Origin of the sequence: Ilumatobacter nonamiensis YM16-303 (assembly GCF_000350145.1) — a bacterium.
Taxonomy (GTDB): Bacteria; Actinomycetota; Acidimicrobiia; order Acidimicrobiales; family Ilumatobacteraceae; genus Ilumatobacter_A; species Ilumatobacter_A nonamiensis.
The window spans coordinates 1-4522 of record NZ_BAOL01000126.1 but is presented as its reverse complement, the minus strand read 5'-3'; the positions used below and the strand labels follow the sequence as shown (position 1 = coordinate 4522).

The window sequence follows — 4522 nt, the reverse complement described above, 5'->3', positions numbered from 1 at the left end:
TCCTCGGCCGCGGTGTCCGCGGTCGTGTCTCCGCCGGCTTCCTCGGACGCGGTGTCTTCACTCGCCTGCTCGGCAGGAGTGTCCGATGTGGTGTCGCCGGGTTCGTCGGCGTCGTCGCTTCCGCCGCATGCGGCGGCGGTGAGCGAGAGTGCGGCGAGCACGGCAAGTGATCGCGTCCAGCGCTGCCTGGTCGTGGTCGTGTCGAAGAGCATGGATCGTTTCCCCTTGTGTCGGTTCGGTCTGATGGTCAGACCATTGGAATGGTAGTCGAGCGTGTGTTTCCGGCATGTAACGAGATGCCGAACGGCTGATGAGCAGGATGTTCGGTCATGACCACGTCGTCAGGTCGCGGACTGCTGGGCGCGGTAGCGCTGGGCGAGCCACCGGTTGAATCGGACGTGGCTCTCCTCCTGCCACGAGTACCGTCCCCGCGGAGCGAAACGCGACCGCAGTCCCCGCTGCACCTTCGTGGTGGCGTCGGTGTCCTGGTCGACGAACACCTGCACGCCCACATCGGTGAGCTTGAGCTTGTGTTCGAACAGCGGATCGTCGAGTGCCGACGGGTGGAAGATGTAGCCGATCTCGATGTCGACGGTCTCGGGCGAGGTCGGCCGGACGAGGAAGAAGAACGCCTGGTCCGGTGCGGTCCCGAGACACAGCGTCGGCGGCACCAGTGCGAACGTGGAACGGGAGCGCTCCTGCTCGGTGAGCTTCGGGAACACCGGCATGATCGCCTGGTGCGTGGCGTTGAAGCCGCCGTCCATCGCCGTGTAGCCGCCCTCGCGGAAGATCACGTTCGAGTCGTCGTTCCACCCGGTCGGGAAGTCGGTGAGGTTGCTCGGGCAGAAGTCCTGGACGTACTGGTGCAACCGGTTGGCGTGGTAGCCGTCGTTGAAGTTCTCGAACATCACCTTCCAGTTCCACGGCCGGTCCTCGAGCGTGAACGTTCCGGGACACACCGCGTCGGCCAGGTCGTAGTTCGCGATGAACGGTTCGTAGTCGCGCAGCGTCGGAGCGAGTGGCGCGGCGTCCGGATCCATGTTGAAGAAGATGAAGCCCTGCCACACCTCCACCGCGAACTGGGGCAGCCCGTAGTCGGCCTTGTCGAAGTCCTCGGTGCGTTCCATCGCCGGCGCTCCGAGCAGTCGGCCGTCGAGTCCGTAGTTCCAGTGGTGATAGGGGCACTTGAACGTGCTCGAGTTGCCGCTCCCGTCGCACACCTGCATCGCGCGGTGCTGGCAGACGGCCGACATCGCCCGGATGCCGCCCTGTTTGTCGCGGCACACGATGACCGGTTCGTCGCAGATCGTGACCGTGAACCAGTCACCGTTGTTCGGGATCCGCTCGACGCGACCGGCACACAACCATTCCTTCGCGTAGACGGCCTCCCGCTCGAACGCGAGCACCTCGTCGGAGGTGTACAGCTCGGGCGGCAGCGTCGAGGCGTGTGCCACGTCGACGATCGACGCATCGATCGCGTCGATCAGGTCCGGGCGCAGACGGACGTTCGATCCGGCGTACTGGCTGGCGGGACTGGTGATGGTCATGCGGGCGCCTCCTGGCTGGGGCTGTTGCTGGACGATGGTCGGTCGGGGTGGAGATCGGCGGCGGCTTCGGTGAGCAGGAATTTGCGCACCTTGCCCACGCTCGTACGCGGCAGTTCGTCGACGAGGGAGTAGTCGCGCGGCCGTTTCGCCTTGCCGAGGCGCGCCGAACTCCAGTCGTCGAGACGCGCACCCAAGCCGTCCCGATCGACACCGGGCTCCGGGACGACGAACGCGACCGGCACCTCGTCACGGATCGGATCGGGGGCACCGACCACCACCACGTCGAACACGTCGGGATGGGACCCGACCACCGCCTCGACCTCGACGACCGACACGTTCTCGCCCGACACCTTCAACACGTCCGACCGGCGGCCGTCGAAGACGAAGCGGCCGTCCGCGTCGCACCGAGCGCGGTCGCCGGTGAGGAACCAGCCGTCACGGTACGAGGCCGCGGTGGTGTCCGGGTCGTCGAGGTAGCCGGCGAACAGAGTCGTTCCCGCCTCTCCCCCGACGACGATCTGGCCGACCTCGCCGGGTGACACCGGGAGACCCGCAGCGTCGTGGAGTTGGACCGAGCAGCCGTCCGTGACGAAGCCCATCGAGTCGTGACGGGGATCCGTGACCGAGTCCGTGAGGACCGCCGGGATCGTCTCGGTCATGCCGTACAACTGGCGCGGACGACAACCGAGCCAGTCCGAGATGGTCGCGTACTGATCGGAGGTGATGTTCTGGGCGAACCAGCAGTGTCGCAACCGCAGTTCCGGCTGTCCTGCCTCCGGCTGCCACGGACCGCCGCGGGCGAGGATCATCCGCATCGGTCCGGCGAACAGACTCGCGTGGGTCGCACCGTGGACCGCCGCCTGTCGGACGAACCCGCTGGCGGAGAACGTCGACATCAGCGCCACGCCGGCGCCGACCGCGATCGCCGACGCGAACGAGTAGTACTGCGCGTTCGCGTGGAACAGGGGCAACACGACGAGTTGACGATCGTCGGCGTCGAGCGAGGCGGCGGCCGCCATCGTCGACCCGGCGAAGGCGTAGTTCGCCTGGGTGATCTCGACACCCTTCGGCCGACCGGTGGTCCCGCTGGTGAACATGACCGCGGCCCGATCGGTCGGAGCCGGGTCGGGCCACTCCGACGTGCGCTCGCTCACCCGCCCCTCGACGACGACGAGACCGGCACAGGTGGCGTCGTCCTCGTCGACGATCAGCGGTGTCGGCCCGCGGTCGCCGACGTCGGCGATCGCCCCGCGCGCGACGCCGGCACGCCTCGCGGACACCAGCGACACCGCCGGGCACGTGCGCGACACGTGTTCGGCGAGTTCGGGCGCCGTGGCCATCGGATCCGAGGGCACGATGTACGAGCCGAGCCGGATCGCCGCCAGCCACGCGGCCACGAACGACGGCGAGTTGGTAAGGGCGAGATGCACCCCGCGGTTCGCATCGACGCCATGAGCGACGAGCGTGGTGGCCGTGCGCCCGACGACGTCGTCGAACTCGGCGTACGACCACTCGGTCACGGTGCCGTCGGACGCCTCGAAGCGCAGGAACGGTTCGGACGGACGCGCGGCCACCGACGCTGCCCACTGGGCGGCGAAAGTGGAAACTGCGGTCATCGTCTTCCTCCCGTTCGTTGCTGGTTCGGTTCAGGTGGTGGGAGCGCCGTAGCCCCCGCCGCCGGGCAGATCGAGTCGGATCCGGTCGCCGGGCTGCAGGGTGATTCGCTCCTGCGTGGTGATCTTCTCGCCGTTCACACTGAAGGAACCCGAGGCACCGGGCTCACCGCCGAAGATCCCCTGTGGCGCCTCGGCGAGGCGGCTGGTGACGGCGTTCAGCTGCCATTCACGCGTGGTGTCGACGCCGAACTCGATCGTCTGACCGAGTCCGCCGGTCTGGGCTCCCTTGCCGCCCGAATCGGGTCGGAGCGCCTTGGCGGTGAACCGGATCGGAGCGGATGCCTCGACGACCTCGATCGGCACGGCGGCGACCCCGGTCGGATAGGAGCACGCGTCGAGGCCGGGCTTCGTGGCGCGGCCGCCGACCCCGCCGGCATAGGTGAACATCGCCGTGATGAAGGGGCTGCCGTCGTCGTGGTTGCCGCTCACCTGCATCGTCCACACGGCTCCTGACCCTTCGGCCATCGCGCTGTCCGGGCGAACCTGGGCGAGCGCTTTGAGCAGCGCGTTCGGCAGGAACATGCCGACCACGTGGCGAGCGGTACACGGTTGCGGTGACACCGCGTTCAGGATCGATCCTTCGGGGGCGATCATCTCGATCGGCTTGAGGCTGCCGTAGTTGTTGGGGATGTCGGGACTCAGTACCGAGCGCACCACGAAGGTCGTGTAGGCGTGGCTGTAGTTCTTGACGACGTTGATGCCCCAGCGGCTGGCATCGGCCGAGCCGGTGTAGTCGACGGTGATCGAACCCTCGTCGGCGTCGACGATCAGCGCGCACTTGATCAGGATCTCGCTGCCGTCGGCGAGGTCGAGCAGCGCGCTCGACTCGTAGCGACCCGACTCCAACTCGCGGATCCCCTTCCGGGTTGCGTCCTCGGAGCGCGAGATGATCTCGTCGGCGAGATCCTCGATGTCGTCGAACCCGTGGTGGTCACAGAGGGCGAGCAGACGCTGCGCGCCGATCTGACCCGACGCCATCTGGGCGTGCAGGTCGCCGCCCATGTGGTCGGGCTGGCGCACGTTGGAGAGGATGAACTTCCAGACGTCCTCGTTGCGTTCGCCGGCCTTCATCAGCTTCACGATCGGGATCCACAGCCCCTCTTCGAACACGTCACGTCCGCCGGCACCGATGCCGTAGCCGCCGACGTCGGTGTGATGGATCGTGGAGCCGAACAGAGCGATCAGCTTCCCGCCGCGCCACACCGGGACGAGCACCGTGACGTCGAGCAACTGCCCGGCCGTCTTGTACGGATCGTTGGTGATGAGAACGTCTCCCTCATCGAGGGAGTCGATCGGATA

General features: G+C 67.4%; 3 protein-coding genes and 1 pseudogene. All 4 read right to left on the bottom strand.

The window, feature by feature from the left end; translation table 11 throughout:
* Positions 1–212, bottom strand: a pseudogene (locus tag ON45_RS12520) (hypothetical protein); the annotation flags it as partial.
* 129 nt (positions 213–341) lie between these two features.
* A complete protein-coding gene (locus ON45_RS12515) occupies positions 342–1547 on the bottom strand; it encodes an aromatic ring-hydroxylating oxygenase subunit alpha (protein WP_083914887.1) in 1206 nt (401 codons plus the stop codon).
* Complete coding sequence (locus ON45_RS12510) at positions 1544–3163, bottom strand: class I adenylate-forming enzyme family protein (RefSeq protein ID WP_051062983.1); 1620 nt, start codon at positions 3161–3163, stop codon at positions 1544–1546. Before ON45_RS12510 ends, ON45_RS12515 begins: the two co-directional genes overlap by 4 nt.
* A 30-nt stretch (positions 3164–3193) precedes the next feature.
* A partial coding sequence (locus ON45_RS12505) for a hydantoinase B/oxoprolinase family protein (protein WP_040494324.1) occupies positions 3194–4522 on the bottom strand: 1329 nt, incomplete at its 5' end.